15 protein-coding genes are annotated in these 25,952 nt (G+C 45.8%); 9 read left to right on the top strand and 6 right to left on the bottom strand.

Annotated elements, in window-relative coordinates; translation table 11 throughout:
- Positions 1 to 89: 89 nt before the first annotated feature.
- Positions 90 to 3,524 carry a leucine-rich repeat domain-containing protein gene (locus BWX39_RS09150; protein ID WP_076123472.1) on the top strand — a complete coding sequence of 1,145 codons (3,435 nt, stop codon included), beginning with the start codon at positions 90 to 92 and terminating at the stop codon, positions 3,522 to 3,524.
- Between the two features lie 338 nt (positions 3,525 to 3,862).
- Here the strand turns inward: BWX39_RS09150 and BWX39_RS09145 are convergent, their stop codons facing one another.
- From BWX39_RS09145 to panC, 5 genes are all read right to left on the bottom strand, one after another.
- The gene (locus tag BWX39_RS09145; RefSeq protein ID WP_076123387.1) at positions 3,863 to 4,786 is read right to left on the bottom strand and encodes an IS982 family transposase; all 924 of its coding nucleotides are present in this window, start codon (positions 4,784 to 4,786) and stop codon (positions 3,863 to 3,865) included.
- A 264-nt stretch (positions 4,787 to 5,050) separates the two neighbouring features.
- The gene (locus tag BWX39_RS09140) at positions 5,051 to 5,443 is read right to left on the bottom strand and encodes an SRPBCC family protein (protein ID WP_028905956.1); all 393 of its coding nucleotides are present in this window, start codon (positions 5,441 to 5,443) and stop codon (positions 5,051 to 5,053) included.
- A gap of 18 nt (positions 5,444 to 5,461) precedes the next feature.
- A complete protein-coding gene (locus BWX39_RS09135; RefSeq protein WP_028905957.1) occupies positions 5,462 to 6,079 on the bottom strand; it encodes a DNA alkylation repair protein in 618 nt (205 codons plus the stop codon).
- A gap of 173 nt (positions 6,080 to 6,252) precedes the next feature.
- A complete protein-coding gene (gene panD, locus BWX39_RS09130) occupies positions 6,253 to 6,597 on the bottom strand; it encodes an aspartate 1-decarboxylase (RefSeq protein ID WP_028905958.1) in 345 nt (114 codons plus the stop codon).
- A gap of 5 nt (positions 6,598 to 6,602) precedes the next feature.
- Positions 6,603 to 7,454 carry a pantoate--beta-alanine ligase gene (gene panC, locus BWX39_RS09125; RefSeq protein WP_028905959.1) on the bottom strand — a complete coding sequence of 284 codons (852 nt, stop codon included), beginning with the start codon at positions 7,452 to 7,454 and terminating at the stop codon, positions 6,603 to 6,605.
- Positions 7,455 to 7,621: 167 nt separating this feature from the next.
- On the opposite strand from panC, the gene BWX39_RS09120 reads away from it, so the two are divergent.
- From BWX39_RS09120 to BWX39_RS09085, 8 genes are all read left to right on the top strand, one after another.
- The gene (locus BWX39_RS09120; protein WP_028905960.1) at positions 7,622 to 8,434 is read left to right on the top strand and encodes a glycogen/starch synthase; all 813 of its coding nucleotides are present in this window, start codon (positions 7,622 to 7,624) and stop codon (positions 8,432 to 8,434) included.
- Complete coding sequence (locus tag BWX39_RS09115; protein WP_028905961.1) at positions 8,431 to 9,888, top strand: DUF4270 domain-containing protein; 1,458 nt, start codon at positions 8,431 to 8,433, stop codon at positions 9,886 to 9,888. Before BWX39_RS09120 ends, BWX39_RS09115 begins: the two co-directional genes overlap by 4 nt.
- The gene (locus BWX39_RS09110) at positions 9,878 to 10,009 is read left to right on the top strand and encodes a hypothetical protein (RefSeq protein WP_025000786.1); all 132 of its coding nucleotides are present in this window, start codon (positions 9,878 to 9,880) and stop codon (positions 10,007 to 10,009) included. Before BWX39_RS09115 ends, BWX39_RS09110 begins: the two co-directional genes overlap by 11 nt.
- A 128-nt stretch (positions 10,010 to 10,137) precedes the next feature.
- Positions 10,138 to 12,663 carry an ATP-dependent Clp protease ATP-binding subunit gene (locus tag BWX39_RS09105; protein ID WP_028905962.1) on the top strand — a complete coding sequence of 842 codons (2,526 nt, stop codon included), beginning with the start codon at positions 10,138 to 10,140 and terminating at the stop codon, positions 12,661 to 12,663.
- Between the two features lie 482 nt (positions 12,664 to 13,145).
- Positions 13,146 to 15,251: a prolyl oligopeptidase family serine peptidase gene (locus BWX39_RS09100; protein ID WP_028905963.1), complete on the top strand. Its 2,106-nt coding sequence runs from the start codon at positions 13,146 to 13,148 to the stop codon at positions 15,249 to 15,251.
- Positions 15,252 to 16,203: 952 nt separating this feature from the next.
- A complete protein-coding gene (locus tag BWX39_RS09095) occupies positions 16,204 to 18,903 on the top strand; it encodes a 3'-5' exonuclease (RefSeq protein ID WP_028905964.1) in 2,700 nt (899 codons plus the stop codon).
- Between the two features lie 235 nt (positions 18,904 to 19,138).
- Entirely contained in the window at positions 19,139 to 21,361 is a 2,223-nt protein-coding gene (locus tag BWX39_RS09090) for a hypothetical protein (RefSeq protein WP_028905965.1), read from the top strand.
- A gap of 35 nt (positions 21,362 to 21,396) precedes the next feature.
- A complete protein-coding gene (locus BWX39_RS09085; RefSeq protein WP_028905966.1) occupies positions 21,397 to 22,488 on the top strand; it encodes a hypothetical protein in 1,092 nt (363 codons plus the stop codon).
- A 791-nt stretch (positions 22,489 to 23,279) separates the two neighbouring features.
- Here the strand turns inward: BWX39_RS09085 and BWX39_RS09080 are convergent.
- Complete coding sequence (locus BWX39_RS09080; RefSeq protein WP_028905967.1) at positions 23,280 to 25,820, bottom strand: C10 family peptidase; 2,541 nt, start codon at positions 25,818 to 25,820, stop codon at positions 23,280 to 23,282.
- Positions 25,821 to 25,952 lie beyond the last annotated feature (132 nt).

The raw sequence follows: 25,952 nt of genomic DNA, 5'->3' as shown, positions 1-25,952 counted from the left end.
TCATCTTTATTTAAGTATTAAGAGTAGTCCAATGGTAAGTATGGACAAAATTAGCTTGAGGGTAAGATTAATCACGTTAAATGATAAATATGAGAAAAATTAGATTTTTATTATTACCATTGCTGCTCATGGCAATACCCCAAAGCCTTTGGGCTTACACAGTCCATGAGATTGTTTCGTTCGATAATGGTAATACCTACTACAAAGTTCTTGTGCCAGAAAAGGAAAACGCTTCTTTAATGTTTTTGGGCACAAAAATAACTGGAGCGTTGAAGATTCCTGCTACGATAAACGATAATAAGGGAACAACTTTCAAGGTTACCGAGGTGGGTTTCCAAAGTGGTTATACTTCTTTTGGGGTTACCTCTGTAAAATTGCCTGAAACCATTATAAAGTTAAACAATGATTGTTTCAAGGGTGCGAAACTCACCGAAATAAACATTCCCAAAAGTGTAACACAAATATTAGAAACGGCATGGTCGGCGGTGGAAGAGGTTCCCAAGTGTACTGTTGAGTCTGGTCATACCGTATTTGAGTCTGATGACAAAGGCGCACTCTATACGAAAGGCAAAAAAGAACTTCGTTGCGTTCCATCAAAAGTAATGGAGGGAAATTCAACTGGCACTTATACGGTTGACGGCGAAGTGGAAAGAATTTGCGTCAATGCTTTTCACGGCATTACCAATCTTACGAAGATAGTGCTACCTAAGAATTTGAAAGACGTACAAGAGAAATACCCTTCTATTGTTGTTTCTACCAACTTGGTAGAATTTGAGATGCCTGCTGGTGGTACAACAAACTATAGAGTCGAAGATGGCGTACTGTTCAATGACGTTACGAAAACGTTGGTTTGCTATCCAAGAGCAAAAACTACTGCGGCTTACCAGGTTCCAGCTGACATCAAGAGGATTGCTGTATTTGCAATAATGCTTAATCTACATATGACTTCTCTTGATTTGAATAATGTGGAAACAATGGAAGTATCTGCACTTTACAAACCACAGAAGCTCGAGACGATTACGATACCTAAGACCCTCTTAAAAGGGACTGGAACAACTGGATTAAAAGAAGGAGCCTTTGAGGAGTGTTCAAAACTTAAAGAATACAAGGTGCATTCAGACAATCCTGACTTTACTGACGAAGCAGGCGTCCTCTTTTCTAAAAACAAGGATATCCTCTATTTCTATCCACCTGCTAAGGACGGAGAAAAGTACAATATCCCAACAACTGTTAAGGAGTTAGCACAGAAAGCCTTCCAAGGGGCAAACAAACTTAAATCAATGGATATTCCTAACACAGTGGAAACCATCGGTGTGGAAGCTTTCCGTAATATGAAAGAACTTGTTACTGTTAATTTTCAAACCCCTTCTAAAGTTAAAGAACTCAAAGCCGATGTGTTCCGAGCTTGCGATAAATTGAAAGAAGTGGTTTTGCCAGCTTCTATTACCGAGATTGCTGCTGCCTTCTACGAATGTGGGGAGTTAGAGAAAATCACAATTCCTGAAGGTTCGAAGCTGAAGACAATCAAAGCCTCTGCATTTGCGACAAATAAGAAACTCAAGAATTTCAATATTGAGGGTAGCTGCGATTTGGAAACCATTGAGTCTAATGCCTTTGCCAATGCCGAGAAACTTGAATCATTCAACTTCCCCAAGTCAGTGAAGAATATAGAACTTAATGCTTTCAGTGGTTGTAAGAATATGACCACCGTGAAGTTTCATGATGATGCAGATATTGAAAAAATTGGCGCAGGTGCCTTTGCCGACTGTGGTTTGACAAGTATCAGCATACCTAAGAAGGTGAAGACCATCGAACGCGAAGCTTTCCGTAGCTGTAAGGTTCTCAACAAGATTGATGTAACCGAGTTCACAACCAAGATAGACCCTGAAGCGTTTAAGTATTGCGACAACCTGACAGATATCAATGTAAGCAAGAAGAATGAAGTATACTCAAGCGTAGACGGCTACTTGCTGTCAAAAGACAAGAAAGAACTTCGTATCTTCCCTCCTGGAAAGGCGAACAGCAATTTCACATTGCTCCCTCCATCTATAGTGAAGATTGGAAATTACGCTTTCTTCGATTGTACCAAACTTACCAATGTTACAATTCCTAACAAGGTAACTACAATTGGTGAACGTGCTTTCGGTCTCTGCAAGAACTTGAATACTATTACCTTCCTCTGCGATAAGATGATTAATCCGAACAACATCAATCAGTCGAAGAATACAATGTCGTTCGACGATGGTTCTCAGGCTCCTGAAATGTTCAAGAACATCACCATTAACGTTCGCAAGGAACTCTATAGCCAATATAATGCCGAAGCTTTCTACAAGAAGTTTAAAGGCATAGGACAGTCGTTCACCGAAGGTCGTGAGGAATATATCGCTGTGTCAGACAACGCCGTAGATATGCTCAGCACGAAACGCGAAGACCACACCTTTGTGTTGCCTACAAGTATCAAGCATGAAGGCAAGACTTACAACGTGAGCCTGATAGGTGATTACGCTTTCGAAGGTCTAAGCGAGAAAGTTCAGGAAGTAGTGGTGAGAAAAGATGTCAAGTACATTGGTGCCAAGGCTTTCATCACCAGCAAAGACAAAAATAAGCTCGAGAGCACTGTGAAGAGCGTGTTCTTCATCGAGAGCAATCCTACCAAGGAGATGTTGAGTACCACTCGCTTCGAGTTAGACGAAACAGGAACTAACTACAGCGAGTTTGCACCAACAACCACAATATATGTAAAGAAGTCAGCGCTCGATACCTATAAGGAAAAGTGGGCTAAGACTGTCTACAACAAAGATACCGATAAGGAGGAAACGAGTAAATTCAACTTCACCTCACAAATTGATTACCAAATTAAGGACGTGAAGATCAGTTACAAGTACGGAACGTTTGCTCGTGAGTTTGACGTAGACTTCAACATCTACAGCAGAGAAAAGAGTACTGCTAAAATAGGTGCCTTCGTTGCTAAGTTGGGCGAAGTGAAGCCAGGCAATGGTGACTATGGAACCTCTACTTACCACATCAGAATGTCAAGTGTAGATGTGAACGGCGTTGGCAACGGTAACTTTGGCTATGTGCCTGCTTATACAGGCGTATTGCTTAAGGCTCTCGACAACGAAACCACACCAAGCGACTTCTACTACGCTATCGGTGAGGACGATGACAAGAACTACACCATTGCCAACAACATTATGCATGGTGTTACTGTAAATCCTCGCAATGTAGGGGCATCAACAGTCGACGAGGTTATCTATGTAATGCAGAAAGGTATCTTTAAAAAGGCTATGGCTAGCACCGTTTCTATCCCTGTACACAAGGCTTATGCCAAGATAGAAGGAATGCCTGCAGGCTCTAAGGTAGAGTTCTCTTTCTCTGACGATAACACTACAAATGCCATTGTAACGATTGACGCAGAAGAGAAGAACGCTGATAACGCTTACTACAACCTCAATGGTCAGCGTGTTACAAATCCTCAGCGTGGTATCTTCATTAAGGGCGGACGCAAGGTTATCATCAAGTAAAATATGAGGAAACTATAAAAAGAGAAATATTTTGTACCTCTCACAGAGGTAGTTCACACAACCAGTGAGGAGATAATAAACTCTTTAAAATAAAGAACGCAGAACGATAGAATATCTATACGTTCCGCGTTTTTATTTGTAATGCCACCGATGAGAGTAAAAACAGAATGCCGTATACAGCATAAAGCCTATATTGGCGCACATTTATAAACATAGCTTTTTATATGTATGGGCGTGGTTTATCACGCTGCTGGTACCGAAGAAAAAGTAGATTCGTCTAAAAATTCTAGGAGAACTAGAATTTTCTAGAAACTCTACGCCAGTTCGGGATAAGTTTATTATGCAAATAGTTCTAACTGTCTTGAATTTTCTACATATACCGGCAGTGCCTCTGGCTTATTCTCATAAAAGCAATACGCCGTAAGGGCAGAACATAAGTTCATGATAAAGTTATGTATTGACCGGTGTCGTGAGTGTACAAGGTTCGCCTTGTTCTTTAGCAGTTCATTAATGCACTCGATGATGTATCTTTTTCTCATCATAATCTTGTCCCATACAGGCATAAGCTTATTCTTCATTCTTGCTTTAAGTCCATGAACGAGCCCGATACCTTGACTGAACAGACTCTCGAAGAGTTCCTGTTTGATGTATCCTCTGTCAGCAAATACCTTTCCATAGAGAACCTTTGCAAACACCGACCACACTCTACTGTCCCTGTCATCTACGTTTTCCCCTGTAAGACAGAATGTTATCACTTCACCGGAATCATTGCAGAGCAGATGCAGCTTGAATCCATGACACCAGCCCATGGTACCCTTGCCGTTCTTGGCAAGACCGGCAAAGACCTTGTTGAAATTCCGTCTTACATTGTGACATACAGGAATCATCGTGCTGTCAACGAACGTTATGCCTGTACACCTGCCGAAGGCATGGAGCTTCATGAACAACATCATCTTGAGGAACACACGGGGCGTGAGTTCCACAAAACGGTTATAGGAGACGGCAGCAGGGAATTCATGCCTGAGCCACCCACGGATACAGTTCTGATAATACTCCTTGAAATTACGATATGTACCGAAGTGATAGCACACAAGGATTGTCATGATTTCACTCTCAGAAAGCCTTCCCTTACGATTCCTGCAACGTTTTCCATTGCTGTTATAAGATGGTAAACATAGGTTTTTACTCAGTTCAACATTCAAATTCTTGTCAAACTCATCAATAATACAGAATATTTCCGTAACTTTGTCTTTGGTAATCATTGCTTGGCTGTTTTGTAAGTTATTGATTTACAACTATAAAGTTACAAAAAACTAACGAGATTTCCAACTTTTACAAGGACATTCTTAACCCGAACTCGCGTATATATATAATAAGGTGTGCGAACGAAGTTGAGTAAAGGGGTAAATGCTCCTTTTCCTTCAGAAAAGCGAAAGGAGATAGTTGTCTGCGCTAAACTTCCTTTATTCCTTACAGCGAATTTCGCAGAGTTGTGGCGTAAGACTGTTATGCTTAGAATAGCTGCATTACAGTACCTTTCTTAAATCTTTGATGTATTGGGCTTGCTGTTTCCTCAAGTATATCTTCAGAAACGGAAGTAGAAACCATTTCTTCGGCTCGATGTATTCCGTGAAATCAATTGTCGTACTTTCGTCGTTTCCACTGAAAACTCCCACCCAATGTCCTTTTATATTTTCGTTTTCCATATCAAACTCCCACAATCTACAAGGCTCTTGTTTTGTTATGGTAAACACAGTTCTGTATCCGTCCTTCGTTGTTTCTATGAATTGCGTGTCCGATACCACTTCAATCTTCTCAATATCGCTTCTCCACGAGTAGTTGGTAAGCGAGGTTACAACCTCCCAAACTCTCTGTAAGCCGTATGGGAATGTAGCTTTTTTATTTGCTTTTACCAGCATAACGCTCCGTCCTTTCTGTTATTTCTTTAACAACTTGGTTGCATATTTGTATGTAAACATTGTTAAAGTGTTGTTCAAGTCCCATAGCGCAACCTCGCTCTGTATCAAGTCGTTGTGCTTCTTGCTTATATCTTTCAGAGCGTTCCCTACCGATTTCCGCACATATTCGCTTTCGTGTGCCTTGTTTTTGGCAATCAGCGCAATTGCCACCGATGGGTTTTCCTTAAAGAATGGACGACTTGTCCAAATCCTCAAGCCCTCTGTTGCTGCACGGATAACATTTGGGTTATCGTTGTTTATCCATTCTTCGATGAGCGGTAAGCAAGTTTCGTAGCCTCTGTGCCTGCAAACGTCATCGAAAGCTTTTGCAAGCATCTCCTGCACGCGCCAGTTCTTATCGATACCGACTTGTTCTTTCAGAAAGCAAAGTGCATCGTTATCCTCTGTTGCCAGTCGCCCCAACATTGTTGTTGCCAACATTCGGACTTGATAGGCATCGTGTTTGAACAGCTTGAGCGCAAGTTCAAAGCATTCTTTCTTTGAGTATGAGGAAAGAATTTCATCGGTTGCATCGATGATATGCTGAAATCCATGCTCTACTTGCTGTATCTTGTTCAGTATGTTTTCTATATCCATAGCTGTTTTTTATATAATTCAGATAGTTCTGTCTACACGTTGGCACAGCAAAAGCGTATGTTTCACAACGCATTGACAACAAGTTTGTTACACAACAGTTATGTTTGTAGAAAATGTTTACAGTTTTTTAGTCGTTCTTCCACGCTTGAAACAAGGTGGGTGGGGTCTAATTCTTAGAGTCGGTTGCCCTCTTTGGGGAATACCACTGTGGGCTTGAATGCCTTTGCTTCCTCGAAGTCCATCAGGGCATAGCTGATGATGATGACCGTGTCGCCTACCTGAACCTTGCGTGCCGCAGCACCGTTCAGACAGATACAGCCAGTGCCTCGTTCACCTTTTATAATATAAGTCTCGAACCGTTCGCCGTTGTTGTTGTCCACAATCTGAACCTTTTCGCCAGCAATCATATTGGCAGCGTCCATCAAATCCTCGTCGATGGTGATGCTTCCTATATAGTTAAGGTTGGCTTCGGTAACCTTAACGCAGTGCAATTTGCTCTTCAATACTTCTATCTGCATATTCTTTAGCCCTTATATTTAATATGGTCGATAAGTCGGATAGGCGTTTTGCCACAATAAACCGTGATGCAGCCCACCACGTACGGCGTGTCGTCCCACGACTGCACAGGCAGCAGGGTGTTGCCGTCTACGATGTCGAAATACTCCACTTCCAAGCCTTCGATGGCGTTAATGTCTGCCACCACCTTGTCGTGAAGTTGCTGAACGCTCATCTTTCCTGCTTCGTTGGTGCTCGATTTCAACACCTTATATATATTAGGAGCTATGGCTCGTTCGTCGGCAGAGAGCAGCGAGTTTCGCGAACTCTTTGCCAGTCCGTCTTCGTCGCGCACGATGGGGCACTCCACTATCTCGATATTCATATTGATGAAGCCTACAAGTCGCTTCACCACAGCTATCTGCTGCCAATCTTTCTCGCCGAAATAGGCACGGTTGGGGCGCGTGATGTAGAACAAACGGCTGACAACCTGGCATACGCCGTTGAAGTGTCCCGGGCGTTTCGCACCCTCCATAACGGTCGATTGTGGCGGAAACTCGAAGTGGCGCGTATCGGGTGTGGGGTACATCTCGCTCACCGACGGCGCAAAAACATAGTCAGCACCGCACGCTTCCACAAGTTTGCAGTCGGCGTCCAACGTGCGTGGATAGCGGTCTAAGTCGCCCTTGTCGTTAAACTGTGTGGGATTGAGGAACACCGATACTACGGTTACATCGTTCTGCTGCACGCTCTGTCTTACCAACGAGGCGTGCCCATCGTGCAATGCGCCCATCGTGGGCACAAGTCCGACGGTCTTTCCCTGCCTGCGAACCTCGAAAAGTTCGTTCTGTAAATCGACAACCTTTTCAAATATTCTCATTTTGAAGTTTCTGTAATTCGGGTGCAAAGTAACAACAATTTTATTTAAAACTCGTAAGAATACGCTAAAAATATACCAATATTCTACCTTTTATAGACGTTTTCAAAACTTTCAAGCCGTAATTTCAATATTTTTCCGTAACTTTGCCGATAGTAAAGTAAAAGAAAATGGGAAAGAAAGTATTGTTCATAAACCAAGAAATCGCACCGTATGTTCCGAATTCGGAGATGTCAATCTTTGGCGCAGATATGCCACAACATATGCAAGACGCTGGTTTTGAAATTCGCACATTTATGCCGAAATGGGCTGCCATCAACGAACGACGCGGCCAGCTGCACGAGGTAATACGCCTTTCGGGTATGAATCTCATCATAGATGAAATGGATCACCCGCTGATTATCAAGGTGGCAAGCATACCGCAGACACATATTCAAGTCTATTTCATCGACAACGAGGACTACTTCCAGAAGCGGTCGGCAATGACAAAGGACGAATTGGGCAACGATTACCCAGACAACGGCGAACGTGCCATTTTCTTTGCGCGCGGCGTATTGGAAACCGTAAAGAAGCTAAGATGGGCACCAGACGTTATTCACTGCCAAGGTTGGATGTCTGCCGTAGTGCCTTTCTACGTTAAAACAGCTTATCGCGACGAACCGCAGTTTGCCAATTCCAAAGTTGTTACGTCGCTGTTCTCTGAGCAACCACACGACAGCTTGGGCAAAAAGTTCAAGCAATGCCTCGAATTCAGAGACGCTGAATTGAGTAAAATAGAGAAATACGGCGACAATTTCGACTTCATGGAGTTGGGAAAGCTTGCCATAGACTATTCCGACGGCATCATACAGACAAGCAACGATGTGAACAAAGAGTTGATGAAGTATGCCAACGACAACAAGGAGAACATTATGTTGCAGCCTGAAGAAACAGACGAAATAAAGACAAAGTACACTGAGTTCTACAATAAATTAATAGAATGAAAGCAAAACTCTTAGCTTTTGGCTTCGCCCTTATGGCGTTAGCCCTAACCTCTTGCGACGATACAACTGGTGGAATCGGTGGTTCGCTCACAGACGAGGCAGACAAACTTAAAGTACAAGCCGACACATTCAATGTCGGTGCGCACAGCATATTGGCTAACCGCATACTCTCGCGTTCGGCAAAAGGGTATCTCGGGCAGATAAAAGACCTCGAAACACAGTCGGAAATTACGGCAAATCTTATGTCGCAACTTTACGTTTTGCCCAACTTCGAGATGCCTAAGAAGGACATTGTGCAGAGCAAAGACGCAAGCGGAAACATCGTTGCCGACTCTTGCGAACTGCGCCTGTACTATTTTACGCACTTCGGCGACTCGCTGGCACCAATCAAAATCACCACCTACGAACTTGACCACCCCGTAAAGGAGGGCAAGAAATACCTCACCGACTTCGACCCAGAGGCGGAAGGATATCTTCGTACCGCAGCAAACAACGGATTGGAAATAGCCAGCACCTACACACTGACGGAATTTACAGTGCCCGACAGCGTAAAGAAGGACAAGAACTACGTGCCCAGTATCAAGGTAAGACTGAACAAACCGTACACCGACAAGGCAGGCAAGGTTTACAACAACTACGGTACGTATATGATGAACAAGTATTATGAAAATCCAAACGATTTCCGTAACATCTACAAGTTCCTCAACAACATCTGCCCAGGCTTCTACATCAAGGTTACAAATGGGCTTGGCTCTATGGCTGCCATCGAAGCCGTGCAACTCGTAGTGTACTATCGTTATAAGGACACGAAGGACAAAGACAAGATAAAAACAGGAGTTACCCAGTTCACCAGCACCGAGGAAGTGTTGCAGCTTACCAACTTCAAGTCCGACCAAGAGCAGCTGAAGGCATTGATAAACACCCCTGACGTATCGTACCTGAAGACTCCTGCGGGTCTCTTTACGGAAGTTGAGCTGCCCATCAATGAAATAATGAAAGGGCACGAAAACGATACATTGAACACAGCGAAGTTCGAACTCCAGAGAATAACGAACAAAAAGGCATCGAAATACAATATGGACATACCGACAAACGTCCTTATTCTGCCAACAGATTCGGCTGCCATATTCTTTGAAAAGAACAAACTAAACGACAACAAGACGTCGTTCATCGCTACCTACAATGCACAAAGCAACAGCTACAAGTTCAACAACGTGGCAGGAATCGTGAACTACTTCATACGCAACCGTGCCACTGCGGGCAGCAATCCTAATTGGGGGAAAGTGCTCGTGATACCCGTAGAATTGAAAACAACGAAAGATGAAAATAAGAATACCGTCATCAACAAAGTCTCATACTATATGGGACTCACCAGCACGATGCTGCTCGGAGGCGACAAGTCGAAAGGAAACATAAAGATGTCGGTCGTTTACAGCAAGTTCCATGGCAGATAACTTCTTGGAGAAACATTACGAAGAATACGAACAACGCAAAGCAGCATGGCTGCGAAAGAAGAAACACCTGAAGACAAAAAAGGTGCGCAACATTCGCAAACCCGACGACGAAGCGTTATAAATACAGAAGTGGCAAGAAGAAACAAACGTGTTTCCCCTTGCCATTTTCTCTTTGGCACACCATTTGCAATACAAGTCTGAGAACAAGGCAAATGCCTTATAACACAAAAAGAAAGGTACAAGAATAATATGATAAATCAGTTTTCACCCAAAGTTTCAGAGGTTCTGTCCTACAGCCGCGAAGAAGCCGAACGATTGGCGAGCCGCGCAGTGGGGCCAGAACACATTATGCTCGCCATTCTACGAGAGAAAGAAGGGGCTGTAAGCAATATGTTTGGGAAATTACACCTCAATTTGGAGAACATAAAAAGTCAGTTGGAAGAACGTGTACGCAACGAAAACGAAGGTCAGTTGCCGCTCTCCAACGATATGATGTTGAACGAACAGGCAAACAACATATTGAAGTTGGCAGTGCTCGAAGCACGCAGCCAGCGCACCCAAACGGTTGACGTACAGCACCTATTGCTCGCCATTCTGCACGACAACGTGAACAATGGCGCAAAGGAAGTGCTGCAAAACAACGACCTTAACTACGCCAAGGCTCTCGAACATCTCTACCAACCCACCGACCCGATACAGGACGGCATCGGCATGGCAAGCGAAGACGAGGACGAAGACCCTATTATGAACCGACACAGTGGCAGCGGCGACGGCACGAGAACGGCACAAGCCAATGCGCCAAGAACAGGTACGCCAGTGCTCGACAACTTCGGAACCGACCTCACGAAGGCGGCTGCGGAAGGCAAACTCGACCCTGTGGTGGGGCGCGAAAAGGAGATACAGCGCGTAAGCGAAATATTAGGCAGACGAAAGAAGAACAACCCTATTCTCATCGGCGAGCCCGGTGTGGGTAAAAGTGCTATTGTTGAAGGACTTGCGCAACTCATCGTGAAGCGTATGACGTCGCCTATCCTTTTCAACAAACGTGTCGTAACCCTCGATTTGACAGGCGTTGTGGCAGGTACGAAGTATCGCGGACAGTTCGAGGAGCGCATTCGTGCACTCATCAAGGAAATCGAACAGAACCCCGACGTCATCATCTTCATCGACGAAATACATACCCTCATCGGTGCAGGCTCTACCCCAGGCTCGATGGACGCTGCCAACATACTGAAGCCAGCCCTCGCCCGTGGCACCATACAGTGCATCGGCGCAACGACATTAGATGAATATCGCAACTCCATAGAGAAGGACGGCGCATTGGAACGCCGCTTCCAGAAGGTGCTCGTAGAACCAACAACGGTAGACGAAACCTTGCAGATTCTGAACAACATCAAGGACCGCTACGAGGCTCACCACCACGTTTCGTACACCGACGAAGCCATTACGGCGTGTGTCAAACTGACAGACCGCTACGTTACCGACCGCTTCTTCCCCGACAAGGCAATCGATGCAATGGACGAGGTAGGCTCTCGTGTACACCTGCAAAATGCACAGGTGCCAAGCGAAATCGTGGAACTCAAGAAGGAATTGGACGAAGCTGACAAGAACAAGAAGGAGGCGGTGAAGAACCAAAACTTCGAGTTGGCTGCCAACTTCCGCGACAAGCAGACCGTATTAGAGCAAAAACTGCAGGACGCACAGCAGAGATGGGAGCGCGGCGACGACCACAACCGTGTGGAAGTGGACGAAGACAAGGTGGCTGACGTGGTGTCGATGATGACAGGCGTACCCGTACAGCGTATGCAGGAAAGCGAAGGCGTGCGACTTGTCAATATGGCAGACAATCTGAAACGAGAGGTTATCGCACAGGATAAAGCCATCGAAAAGATGGTGAAAGCCATTCAGCGCAACCGCGTAGGACTGAAAGACCCCAACCACCCCATAGGTGCGTTCATGTTCCTCGGTCCCACAGGCGTGGGCAAAACCTACTTGGCAAAGAAGTTAGCCGAAATTATGTTCGGCTCTAAAGATGCCCTTATCCGCATCGATATGAGCGAATATACCGAGAGTTTCAACACTTCCCGACTCATTGGTGCGCCTCCGGGATACGTGGGATACGAAGAAGGCGGACAGCTTACCGAGCAAGTGCGACGCCACCCCTACTCTATCGTCTTGCTCGACGAGATAGAGAAGGCACACGGCAACGTGTTCAACATGCTATTGCAAGTGCTCGACGAGGGCAGACTCACCGACGGCAACGGACGCCTGATTGACTTCCGCAACACCATTATTATAATGACGTCGAATGCGGGTACACGCCAGCTGAAGGAATTCGGACAAGGCGTGGGCTTCACGGCAGCGAATATCAACGGACTTTCGCACAACGAACAAGACAAGGAGCGTGCTCGTGCCATCATACAGAAAAGCCTGAGCAAGCAGTTTGCACCCGAATTTCTGAACCGTTTGGACGAAATCATCACCTTCGACCAGCTCGACCTCGCTGCCATCAAGTTGATTATCGACATCGAACTGCGCAGTCTTTTCAAGCGTGTAAAGGAACTCGGCTACGACATCACCATCACCGACAAGGCAAAAGAGTTTGTTGCCACGAAGGGATACGACGTCCAGTTCGGCGCACGCCCACTGAAACGTGCCATACAAAACTATATTGAAGACGGCATTTGCGAAAGAATACTTGCAGGAAAAGTCCACGAGGGCGAAACCATCGCTATCGGCAAGAACCCTAACGCAGACGAACTTACGTTTAAGTAAAGGCGCAGGTACAGCCAAAAGGCGTGCCTACATACAAGCATAAACGCATTAATCGAACAGCAAGAACAGCATTGGTGCCCGACAATAAAAAGACCGTAGCATACCCCATTCTATGCTACGGTCTTTTTTGTATATAGGCAAAAACAGACGATAATAGTGTAAATATTTTTCACAAGCGCAACTGTCGCCTAACTACTTATCCATCAACACATTACAAAACCTATTGTTTTGCATTCCAAAAGCGTAGGTTTTACAAGGTAAAAGCGGCTGTTTTGCGATGCAAAACAGCCGCTTTCGCAATGCCAAAACGCAATTGCCACTTTTTAACGGAATTATCTTTACAATATCGAGCAAGACAAACAGAAAATCAAAAGGACGAAAATTATCTGCATAATAATACTTGTTGTGAATTTAGAAATACAAAAAATATTAGTATCTTTGTGGCAAATAAAATATTGGAATAACATAAACCTAACAACAGAATGAGAAAGTTTATCGCATTGTCGGCACTTGCGCTGACAGCAACAACAATGACAGCACAGAACATTGTCTATCCGCAGGCACCGAAAGACGGCACTGTGGACACATACTTCGGTGTGAAAGTGCCCGACCCTTACCGCCCTTTGGAAGCCGACCGAAGCCAAGAAACCATGGCGTGGGTAGAGGCTGAAAACAAAGTAACCAACGCTTATTTGGCGAAAATACCCTTCCGTGCCAAGCTCTTGAAACGCTTGAAGGAGGTGGCAGACTTTGAAAAGGTGGGCACACCGTTCAACAAGAATGGCAAATGGTATGTGTATAAGAACAACGGACTGCAAAACCAGAGTGTTCTTTACCAAATGGACGAGTTGGGAGGACAGCTCAACGAGTTTCTCGACCCTAACAAGCTGAGCGACGACGGCACCGTGGCACTGCAGAACACGAGCTTCTCTAAAGACGGCAGATATATGGCTTACGTCATCTCGCGCAGTGGCAGCGACTGGCAGGAAATATACGTGAAGGACGTTGCAACGGGCGAACTGCTGTCCGACCATATAGAATGGGCGAAGTTTGGCGGCGCGCAATGGTGCGGCAACGGCTTCTTTTACAGTGCCTACGATGCTCCCGAAAAGGGCAAGGAGTTCAGTTCAAAGAACGAAGTGCACAAGGTTTACTACCACAAGATAGGCACGAAACAGAGCGACGACGTATTGTTCTATCAGAATCCAGCCCACCCACTGCGCTTCTACTCGGTGTCGCTGAACGAGGACGAAACCATGATGTTCCTCAATGAGAGCGGTGCAGGCTCGGGTATGAACCTATACGTGCGCGACCTTCGTGTGCCAAACTCGCAGTTCATACAGATGACTTCCAATATGGATTTGCAGTACAGCCCCATCGAAACCATCGGCGACAACATCTATTTGCTCACCAACGACGGTGCGCCACGTGGCCGTGTAATGGTTGCCAACATACACAAGCCAGGCTTTAAAGACTGGAAAGAGCTCATCGCCGAAAGCAAGAGCGTGCTCGAAGACGTGCAGTTTGCCGACGACAAACTCATACTTACTTACAGCCAAGACGCTTCCACACACCTCTATGTCTACTCGATTGACGGCAAGGAACTCAACGAAATAACGCTTCCTACCGTAGGACGTGCTTACGTAAACAGCAAGCGTGGACAGAAAGAATGTTTCTACAGCTTCTCTTCGTTCACCGTTCCAGGCACCATTTACCAGTACGACATTGCCGAAAACAAGAGCACCGTCTACACTGCACCGAAGATTAAGTTCGACCTCGACAAATATACCACGCAGCAAGTGTTCGTTACCAGCAAGGACGGAACACGTGTTCCGATGTTCCTTACCTACAAGAAGGACTTGAAGCGAAACGGCAAGAACCCCGTGCTCATCTATGGTTACGGTGGTTTCAACGTGTCGTTGCCTCCAAGTTTCTCGTCAATGCGCATACCATTCCTCGAAAATGGTGGTATCTACGCACAGGTAAACCTGCGTGGCGGTAGCGAATATGGCGAAGAATGGCACGTTGCAGGCACAAAAATGCAAAAGCAAAACGTGTTCGACGACTTTATTTCGTCTGCCGAATGGCTCATTACGAACAACTTTACAAGCAAAGACCACATCGCCATTATGGGCGGCAGCAACGGCGGACTCCTCGTTGGTGCTTGTATGACGCAACGCCCCGACCTCTTCAAAGTCTGCATTCCGCAAGTCGGCGTAATGGATATGCTGCGCTATCATAAGTTTACCATCGGCTGGAACTGGGCTCCCGACTACGGCACAAGCGAAGACAGCAGGGAAATGTTCGAATATCTGTACTCTTATTCGCCCCTGCACAACCTGAAGAAAGGTGTAAGCTACCCTGCAACACTCGTAACAACAGCCGACCACGACGACCGTGTGGTGCCCGCACACTCGTTCAAATTCGCAGCAACCTTGCAAGATTGTCAGGCTGGCACAGCTCCTGTCCTCATTCGTATCGACAGCAAGGCAGGACACGGCAGCGGCAAACCATTGGCAAAACAGTTGGAAGAACAAGCCGACATCTACGGTTTCATTATGAAACACTTAGGTATGAAGTTTAAATAACAGCCCTGCGAACAGCAGGAAACATAGAGGCAAAACGCCATAAACATTGCCTCAAAGCATTAGGGACGTGATTTTTCACGTCCCTTTCTTGTATCTATTGCCTTGCATTGTTAGGTATTAGGAATCTGATAAGTTGCACCCTTACGCTTATGGACTGGCACGTGGAAAGCCTTGCGTGGGGTGTATGTCTGGTGTGTAAACAATGTTTATATGGGGCAAAAAAAAGCGATGACCCCTCTCAGGCTACCGCTCCAAATCTTCAATAGGTATTAGTGAATTTAAGGTAAAAAAGATTGTTTTCAGGATAACGGGAGCAAAGGTATGCAGAAATATTCGTTGCACCAAATCTTTTCGATGCTTTTTTCTCACTTTATGGCTGTGCACGATAACACACAGTTTGTATTTGCCTTGCCCAAGTTTAGATTGCAGCGTTTTATATAGCGGTATAACGCTTTTCGTATAGATGGGGCGAAGGGTGTGTTTTAGAGGGTATTTATAGTAAATTCTAGTTCTTCTATAATTCACTAGGGCTTCTAGTTTAAAATTGAAAAATCACTTTGCTTTTGTAAAGATTATTCCAAAGAAAAACGCTAATTTCGATTTGGCATTGCGAAAGTGCCTCTTTTGCAACGCAAAACATACGCTTTTACCGTGCAAAACAGCCGCTTTTGGAATGCAAAACAATAGGTTTTGCAAAGCGTTGATAACAAGATAGTTATACAACACTTATACTTATAAAAAATATTTACACTTTTATTGCTGCAATTTGTCGCACCTTTCCACTGATAAGGCAACCAAACTTAGTGTTAGAAACGTGCTGCATCACGTTTCTACAAGGCGACGCTTGCCTTCGTTGCGTAACCGCTCTCCCACCCCAAATACTTTTTCCTACCATTGTTCGGCTATCTCTTTTCTTTTTCGTACTTTTGTCTGCATAACCCACAAACAGGCTATGAAAGAAATGGAAACATACGACTTGCTCGACGAAAGTCAGCGAAAGGTAGTAAACGCACAGCACGGACACCACCTTGTTTTGGCATCGCCAGGGTGCGGAAAGACTCATATTCTTGCCCAACGCATACGCCACGCACGGCAACAGGGATTGGAATACGCTGATATGCTGTGCCTTACGTTTACCAACCGTGCAGCACGCGAAATGCTGAACCGTATTCGCACGGTGATGAAAGACAACGACACAAGCAGTCTGCAAGTAGGAAACGTGCACCATTTCTGTTCCAAATTCTTGTTTGAAGAGGGGAAAGTATCTGCCGACACGTCCATTATCGACGACGAAGAAGCCATCAGCATCATTGCCGAATACAGGCAAGAGGGCGAAGAAGCCGTAATGAACAACTACAAAAAGCAGCAGGAATACAAGCAGATAATTCTTTTTTCGCACCTTATGTTCCAAATGGAGCATCGCCACGAGTGGAAGTATTTCCTTCACCCAGAGTGCCTTACCGACAACGACCGCGAAGCCATCAGACACATTTGCCACTCGCAGGGCAAGCCCTACAACGAGCAAACGGTGCTGGAAATATACAACAACGCAATGCAGTATGCCGACGAAGCCGACTCGCCGTACATCAACCGACAGATGGCGGAAAGCATTCGGGCACTCGTAACCAAAATGCACTACGCCAAACTCTTTGCCGAATACAAGAAGGAACACGCAATGCTGGACTTCGAGGACCTGCTGCTCTACACCTATAATATATACAGGGCAGGTGCCACACATCGCAAATACAAGTGGATTCAGGTAGACGAGGTGCAGGATTTAAACGCCATGCAGCTCGCCATCATCGACCTGTTGGTGGCTGACGACGACCCTATGGTGATGTATCTCGGCGACGAGCAGCAAGCCATTTTCTCGTTTATGGGTGCAAAAATAGAAATGCTGAGTCTGCTGAAAACACGCTGCAAAGGCAACATTCACCACCTGCTGCAGAACCACCGCTCGCCAAAATACCTCTTGGACGTGTTCAACGACTATGCCGAACACCAGCTGCACATCGACCGCGAGCTGCTGCCACTCACCGACAACGACGCTAAAGCCCAGCAAGGCGACCTCGTGGTGCTGACAAGCAATACGGTGGAAGACGAAACCGATGCCGTCGCAGCAACATCGGCACGCCTACTTCAGCAAGATGCAACGGCTACAACGGCAGTCATTGTAAACGCCAATGCCGACGCCGACAAGGTTAGCAGAGCCTTGGAACGCCACGGTGTGAACTATTTGAAAGTGTCGGGGCGCGACCTTTTCGACACGCCTGCCATGAAAACGCTTATCGCCCACATCGCTGTGCTGAACAACGAGCAGAACATACTTGCGTGGTCGCTCCTGCTGAAAGGACTGAAGGTGTTCGATTCTAAAGGTCTTGCCCGCCGTTTCGTGCACAAACTGCGCCAACTGTCGCTCTCGCCAACCGACTTCCTGCTGTATAAAGACAGCAACTACACCGCCGACTTCCTGCAAAACTACAACGACGGCGACATCGTAGTGTTCGATACGGAAACTACGGGGCTGAATGTATTCGCCGACGACATCATCGAAATAGCAGCCATACGACTCCACAAGGGCGAGATTGTGGGCGAACCGCTCGACCTCTACATACGCACCGACAAGACCATTCTGCCCAAACTCGGCGAGAAAGACAACCCAATGTATGCCATCTACCACGAGAAGATGCACAGCGGACAGCTGCTTTCGCCTGCCGAAGCCCTGCAACGGTTCTGGCAATACGTGGGCGATGCGGCTCTCTTAGGGCACAACGTTGCCTACGACAGCAACATCTTGGACTACAATATGCGCCGATATACGCCTGCCGACAGTATGAAAAACCACACCAACCCTTGCTTCGACTCGCTCAAACTCATACGCCTATTGGCTCCGGGGCTACCATCTTACAAGCTGGAAACGCTTTTAGAGCACTTCCAACTCGCAGGTATCAACTCGCACCAAGCCATCGACGACGTTGCTGCAACCATCTCGCTTGTACGCCTTTGCGCCGATAAAGCCGCACAGCAGCAGCCCCTGCAAGCCGCCTTTATGGCACACAAGCAGGTTGTTCCCTGCGCTCAACGCTTCCGTGCAGCCTACGCACCGTTTTTCAACACCGCACTTTCGCATTGCTACGAGCTGAAAGCGGGCAGCGAGAAAGCCCTCGTCGAAGAGGTGAAGAACACCTACAACGAGTTGATTGCGCAAGGACTAATCGGCGAAATAGACCGTCTGCCCTACTTCCTGCGTTACTTGGAACTCGACTTACTCACCGATGAAAGCATACCTAATGCACTTATTGAACAGATTAACCGCTATATGCTGGAAATCAGCACGATGAAAGAAAGCGACTTCTGCAACAGTAAGAGCCTTGACGAGCGTGTCTACGTTACCACCGTACACAAGGCAAAGGGACTCGAATTCGACAACGTCATCGTCTTCGATGCTGCCTCCGAACGCTATCCGAACAAGCGCAACACCACCGAAAAGCAGAACCAAGAAGACGCCCGCAAGTTCTACGTAGCTATGTCGCGTGCCAAACGACGCCTCATCGTAGCCTATTCCCTCACCGCCCGCGATTGGCACAACGTGTCCTACACCCGCGAGCTCACCCCTTTTATGGACAGCATAGCCCACCATTTCGAGGGATAGAAAGCCTCAACACCCTTTTAAAAACCACCATAAATATAAATTTTAAGAAAACAAAGCTAAAGTTTTGTAAACCTAAAATAATTTTACTATATTTGCAACGAAGTATTTCAAACCAATATTTCAAGCTGAACCACACACAAATAACTGACTTGACAAACTGAAAAACTAACTATTGAAAGCAAGAACAACATTGCAACAACAGTTTTATCTTTTCATTTTTTAAACGCATATATTTATGAAAAAGAAGTACATCTATTTAACTATGACATTCGTCTTTGCCTGTATTTTGGGGCTAAAGGCTTCTCCTACCTATCTTAGAGGGCAGGCAAAACAAGCGTGGAACTACGATTTTGAAACGGCAAAAGCTGACAATCTCGGCGACAGACCGAACCATTACGACCTTAAATTGAACGGTTTGGCGTGGTCGATGTATGCCGTCAGACGCACGGGAGGGGCAAACGACTTTGCCAACGGCAAATATGCAGCACGCATCTATGGCAGCAAAATGTCGATGAAGGAGATGCCCTATATGGCAATGACCGAAGATAAAGTAGGCGGCATAGGCACTGTAGAGTTTGTTTATCGCGCCTACGGCGAGCACAAAGCATCACAGGTAGCATGGTGTGTGCAAATTTCGGAAGACAAAGGTGAGCATTGGGAAACCATCGGGCAGCCTTTTACACCGAAAGAAGATGTGCAAACCTTCCACGCAAAGGCTAATGTGGAGACAGGGCGCATACGCATTGTGCGTACCGATTATGCTGTTTTCGACTATGCTGCCGCAGGAAAATTCGATGCAGCCTTTAATTTGGACGATATCAGCATTACCGATTACGAAGCCGAAGCACCTAACCGACCTTCCATTATTGCAAACAACGACCTCCTGTCGTTCGATGAAGTGAACAAAGGAGAAACGAAAAAGCTGACGCTGAACATTACTTATAAGAACTTAAATGCAGATATTGCATTGTCGTTGATGGGCGAAAGCGCACAAGTCTTCAGCTTATCGGCAGACAAAATAACGGTTACAGAGGCAAATGGAACCGCCAACATCGACGTAACCTTTGCTCCACAGGCATTGGGCACCTACCAAGCCGTGCTGAAACTGCAATCGGGAGAAACCACAACCGAAGTGCAACTGACGGGAAAAGCTATCCGTAAGGCAGGCGAATTCACGTATAGTGGTGGCGAGGGTACAAAGGAAAGTCCCTATCTGATTAGCACAGCAGGCGATATAGAAGACCTTTCGCTTGCTGTAGACACCGAAACCGATTATGCAGGCAGATACTTCAAACTAACGAAAGACATTGATATGAGTGGCGTAAACAATATGAAGCCTATCGGAAACAACTTCGGAACGAGCGGAACAACGCTGAAAGCTTTCAGTGGAACATTCGATGGCGACAATCATAAGATTACCCAGCTCACAATGACTTTCAAAGGAAAGAACAATATTGGCGTAGCTCTTTTCGGCATTTTGAAAGATGCCAAGGTGATGAATCTTACATTGGCAGACTGCCATTTCGAAGCTGATGCCATTGTTGCAAGCGTTGCTTCCGTGCTTGTAGGTTCGGCATTGCACAACTGCCATGCGGGCGAAAACGTAACGGTAAAGGCTCGATTGAAGCCCTATGCTGGCGGTATAGCAACCTCTGCATTCCTTTCACCATCTTCTATAACAGACTGTACATCAAGAGCAAGTGTAGAAGCCGATGATGTAGCAGTAGGTGGAATATTAGGTTTGAATAGCGTACAGGGAACAAGCATAAGCCGTTGTATCAATTATGGCAGCATACACACCAACAGTAACTTCGCTGGCGGAATTGTCGGCTACGTGGAATCAGGCAGTATTAACATTGACGACTGCCTCAATGCAGGCGACATAAAAGCTGAATCTTATGCAGGCGGATTCTTAGGAATGGGGCTACAGGGCTCTTCTATCAATATACGCAATTCCTACAATATTGGTCGTGTAGAAGCAACAGACCCCGATGGTGCTTTCGACCCTATCTTCTCAGCTGCAATAAAGACAGAAGGACTGATTATAAACACACAAAACTGCTATTACGACAAAGCACTTTACAATGGCAATTCGGTAGGTATGCCCTATGCTCGTGCAGAGATGCGCTCGCAGGAATTTACCGAAAAACTGAACGGCGACCGTGCCGAGTATGTATGGCGACGACTTGTAGGTGTGAATGACGAACTTCCTGTACCGTGCGGAGAGGGGGAAGTAATTACCCACATTGCACAAACAGCCATGGCAATGCCCACTCTGAACATTGTAGACGGACACATTGCAGCGTCAGACGGCGTCCGCATTTTGTCAATACACAATGTTGCAGGTCGTTGCTATGCCACTTCGAGCAAACTACCCGCAGGCATCTACATCGTAACAATGATGCCTGCCAAAGCAGAAACACTGTTAACAGTAAAAGTAATCATTGAAGCAAACTAACAAAACCCTTTTCTAACAACAAAATATAATAAACAATGAAAAATATAAAACAAATCAGATATAGCATCATCTATTGTCTAATGCTCTTTACAATAAGCACTTTGCAAGCATATGCAGGCAATGATGACCACGGCATACTAACTGCCAACGAGATGACAATTCCGCTGAACCGCACTTACCGTATGTATATAAAGAAATACAACAAAGCCACACAGGCACACATAACAAAGGGTGAGCGCATCGTTATACGCTACACCACGGACGACAATACAGTCATAGAACCTGAGGGCAACGCCTTTAAGTCGGTCGGAAAAGGTCGCACAAACCTAACATTGCGCATCTCAAGTGCCTATCCAGGTACATTAGATACTTTCGACCCCAACCACATATTGGACGAAATAAAGTTTTCGGTCGAGGTAAAAGACCATGTAGACATGCCATTTCCACAGTTCTCAGCTACTTGGGGACAAAGCAAAGCAGAAACAATGGAAACCTTTTTAAAAAGCGGAGCATACACGAACTACACCTCCGACTATTGGACAATGAACCCAAAAGTCAGTGCAGAAGACCGCAAAGGACTTGAAATTCTGTCTACAACAAATACCGAATTTCCATTTATTATGCTTGCTTTCACACCTGAAGAGAATGAATTGTGTGCTCTCTACCTACTTGCATCATCTTGGGAACGCGTAACAACACCGCAAATCAGTGAGGTTTACAAGCTCCTCATAGCCAATGGATTTAAGGACAGAGGCATGAATCCAGACACCCACTGCTGGCAAATGTATAACCCAACTTCTAAAACGCTTGCTACCTGTGGATTGATGGTAGTAGAAGGGTGCGGCTATTGCTACGTAGGTCTTTCTTACTTAGCCAACGACCCTAACCCAACAGCTATTCAAAACATTCGTGCCGAACAACCCAAAGTACAGTGCGAACTGAACAACGGTATATTAAAAATCCAAGCCGAACAATATGTTGGCAAGTCCCTCGCCATCTATACATTCAATGGAAAATGCCTAAAAAGCACAACTGTTCGCACTGGTAACAACCTTATTTCAGACCTTCCACGCCAGCCTTTCTTCGTTCGCATCGGCAATTGTGCTGCAATTAAGGTTATCCCCTAACCATTTTTCCCCACCATAGATTTGCATCTGGCGAATCAATGCGTGAACAAAGCACCATAAACATAACGATTAATCGTAGCCAAACAATAATATCCTCGAAAGCATAATAGCTTTCGGGGATATTTCTATTTATACAAAAGATTGTATAAACTCGTACTGCCCCAAATTAAACCCTACCCCATATTCCTCTATCTGTACACTCATAATATTTTATAGAAAGCAATTAGAAGGCATAGGAAGTAAACTCTTTTATTATACCTTTCATACTTACAGATACTCATAATTTTGTAAATATTCTTCACAGATACAGTTATTGTATAACAACCTCATTACAAACGACTTGCAAAACCTATTGTTTTGCATTCCAAAAGCGTAGGTTTTGCACGGTAAAAGCGGCTGTTTTGCGTTGCAAAACCTACGCTTTCGCAACGCCAAATCGAAATTGCCGTTTTTCGTAAGAATTATCTTTACAAAGCTGAAGCTGTTTTCTATTTTTGCAACAGGGTTTCTATGAGTTCTATATAACCTAGAATATTATAGATAAATTCGATGCTTTCTTGGTATTAGGAACGTGATAAGTAATGCTCCAACATATAGAAGCTATGGTTTGCAGTAGGTTTAAAGGAAGGGAAACAAAAATATTGGTGCCCGCAAAAAGGTTGTTGCGGACACCAATATATCTATCGGACAAATGAGTTGTTGCTTTTACGAACAACCTATTCGGGTTGTTTTGTCAATATCAACCTCAATAGGTTATCGGTGAAAACAACTTATTGAGGTTTGATGAATGTTTATTTCACAACTACTTTCTTATTGTTCACGATGTAGACACCGCGAGGAAGTGAAGAAAGAGATGCGGTTGTGCCAACCTTAGCACCTGAAACAGAGTAGACTGTTTGAGGTGTGGCTGCGTCAGAGGCGTCGGCGTGGTCGATGCCTGCAGCGGTTAGGACGGTGAGTTTACCCTTCTTGTAGCTGAACTTGTAGTTCTGTGCCTCGCCTCCGCTGATGATAATGTCGTATTCGCCTGCAGGACTGGTTTCGGTTGCAGTGGTAGACGCTGTCGGACGGACGGTGAGTACCTGATCGTTTTCGCCGTTCGTAAATCCTCTGTAATGGAGAACGAACTCTGGGTTTGGCTTGCCTTCTTGGCGTGTAACGTTGTCGGTGCTGACCGTGAGGGTAGCTTTGTCGACGGTGAGGACGCCACCTACAAGCTGTATACTCTTGTCGGTGATGGTTCCGTAGTCGATTCGAATGTCGTATTTGCCTACTGGCGACTTCTCGTTAGCTTCGCAAGTAATTTCTGGTTTGCCCTCGAAGTATTCGCCACGTACAGAGTAACCGAACTTCGGATTGGCTTCGCCATATGCACGAACGGTATTGCGCACGGTAACAATGCTGCCAAATTCCTTTATATTTCTGTATGGTATTCCTGCCCAACCTCTGTAAGTCTTCTTGGTGTCGATAGGAACACGCAGAATGATGCTGTTGATGCGGCTGCTGAGCAGTGGGTCTTTGCCCACCTTTGGCGGCTGCTTTGCGAATATCTTTATTTCGGCAAGGCTGTGGCAACCTGCCATACTCTCGTTGCCCAAGTTGGTGATGGTTGTAGGCAACACGAGGCGTTTGATGCCTATGCAACCTGCAAGAGCATAGTTGCGGAGGGTGGTTATGCCTTCGGCAACAACGAGGTCGCCTTTCGCAGAGGGCACAACGCTGATGATTTCCTTGCGGTCTTTGGTGTAGAAAATTCCGTTTTCATAAACGAAATTATCACCACCGCCAGCTGGAATGTTATCTACTGCTTCGAGCGCACGGCAGAGTGCAAACGTTCCGTCGGAGATTGTCTTGAGTCCATCGGGCAGAACGATTTTCCTAAGACTGTTGCAGCCGTAGAAAACACGCTCTGGAAGGTTGTCGTTGGTGGTGGTTAGTTGACCGTCTTTCAGATATGCTTCGCCACCACTTACTATTCTTGCACCTTTTATATCGAGCATTGAGAGACCTCCTTGTGTGAATTTACCTGCATAGTCGCAGCCTGCCATTTCGCGGATAACGCGGAAATCGGAACCATTGATGTCGCCTGTCAGCGTAAGCTCGCCTATCTTTTCGCGCATATCGGCGGGTATGCTTTCTGCCAACATACCTGCTTTAGTAAGGTTTATGGTTCGCTTTTCAAGGTCTTTTGGTTTTCCGTAAACACCTCTAACCATATCTTGTTCGGCAGTGAAAGAGTACATATTGCCTGGATTAAGCAAGTCTATCTTGTAGTATCCATCAACATCGCCGTTCCAACCCCAGTTCACGCTCACCAAGCCAGCCTTGTTATAGCCGTCGATTACAAAAGCGTGTCCAGCGTCTTGTCCCATAGAACCAGGGCTTACACCACCGTAGATGAGTGGGTGTCCTTTCGTTAGTTCGCTGAAAACGATGTCCATCCACTGTTCGTCGGTATAGTCAGCACGAGTAATGTATTCAGCATCGGTAAATCCGAAATAGGTTCGCAAGCCTGCGGCACAGTCGGTCATATATGCACCACTACCCTCATTAGGACCGCCATATTGCATTTCGGAAGCCACACCGCAGTGCAACATAAGGGTTGCAACAGCGTTAGCTTCGGCTTCGGTGTAGTTTCCGCTATAATCGTCCTTCATATTTGCCCAGTCGTAGGTGGTGTTTCCGAAGTCTGCACTGATAGCAACGCCACTGGGGTCGTTAGCTGGATAGTGTACCGTATGTGAGCCTATGCCTCGCACTGGATACTTGAAATAGTTGAGCACCTGTGCTGTTGCTGTTGCCACGCAGCCCGTAATCAGTCGTCCTTTCTTCGTGTTAGGCAACAATTTGTTGTAAGGCATCTGCTGTCCCCACGTCGTTGTGAGCAATGTAGACACTTCAGCAGCATACTTAGATGGATCGGGTTTAATGACACTCAGGGGCTTGTTGTTCTTCACAGCGTTGGTTATAACTTCGTCGATAGCCTTCAGCCACCATTTGAAACTGGGGTTATCGGTTTCTACGAAGTTCGATTCCGACACGCCAAGCAGTTCGGGTGCGAGGTCGTCAGCCGAGATTACGGCAAAGCCACCATCGGTATATCCGAACACGGTGTACGTGTGGGTTTGCTTCAACTCGCGCAACTGGTTTACTGTTCTTTTACCGCCCTGCTGTGGAGCGTTCATTTTGTGCTTGCCAAGTGTGGTCTGCAGATTAATTGCACTTGCAGCTGTTTTCTTCATCTGTGCCTTTGTGCGTGGCTTAGCCCATGCAAATGTGGGCACGAGCATCAGAAGCACCAGGGCTACGAATAGGTTTTGTTTAATTTTCATATATATATGTTTAAAAAATGAATATCCAGTGGGGAAACGAACTGCATTTGCTGCTCGGTTTTTCCATTACCTTATGGTTAGAGAAATGTCGGTGTCCCCGACTGATAAGAACGAAGACACCGACAAAAAATT

This window comes from Prevotella intermedia ATCC 25611 = DSM 20706, assembly GCF_001953955.1.
Taxonomy (GTDB): domain Bacteria; phylum Bacteroidota; class Bacteroidia; order Bacteroidales; family Bacteroidaceae; genus Prevotella; species Prevotella intermedia.
This window is presented reverse-complemented; position numbering and strand designations above follow the sequence as displayed.